This window comes from Pseudoalteromonas sp. S16_S37, assembly GCF_014694405.1.
Taxonomy (GTDB): Bacteria; Pseudomonadota; Gammaproteobacteria; order Enterobacterales; family Alteromonadaceae; genus Pseudoalteromonas.
Map to the genome: position 1 here is coordinate 1 of NZ_JAAUWV010000177.1, position 750 is coordinate 750.

The 750-nt window shown below is 41.1% G+C and carries 1 pseudogene; it reads left to right on the top strand.

Going from position 1 to position 750, the window contains the following annotated elements:
- Positions 1-375: pseudogene (locus HC733_RS22495) on the top strand (transposase); the annotation flags it as partial.
- Between the last annotated feature and the right edge of the window lie 375 nt (positions 376-750).

The window sequence follows — 750 nt, forward strand, 5'->3', positions numbered from 1 at the left end:
GCCCACACCAGTATTAAAATACGCTGTGCACATGCCACAGAAGGTAAGCAGCCAAAACAACTCGCACGCTTTGCAGGTAGTCCACGAAAACACATGCCCAAAGGGCTACCATTTGAACTTAAAAGCTATTTGGAATTAGTTGAACTGACAGGCAAATGTATTCGGACCGACAAACGGGGCTACATAGAGCAACACCAAGCCCCAATTCTCGGGCGGTTGAACATTAAAGCAGAGAATTGGCTGAAATTGACTACTCAGTTTGAGAAAATATTTCATGGTGCTGTTGGAAAGGAGCAAGCACTTGATAAGTATTGTGAGCGAGCTACTCTGAAGCGACGAAGAAATATCAACAGCAGCAAAGCACTATTGGCCTAATCGACAATTGCTTCATTAAATAATATGTTCAGATGCTAAAAAGAAAGGGCAGGGAAAGTCGTATCTAAATAACAGGCAAAACGGCAAAACAGTCTATACGCGTATCACAAAATTGGTACTAAAGGTGCGTAGATTGATAATTTATGTGGAGTTGGTGAGTTTTAACTAATTCTTGCGGTGTACTTGTTTAAAATGGATGTCCGCGTAGATGTCCTTGTTTAAATGGATGTCCGCGTAGATGTCCGCGTAGTCCGCGGCCTATTAAACTTTCACTAACTTTTACATAGTATCTAGATCACAAGTTGAAGTGCGATCTGTGTAGGTCGACGATGTAAAAAGAAGGTTAAAATGGCTAAATCAAGTAAATATACCTCT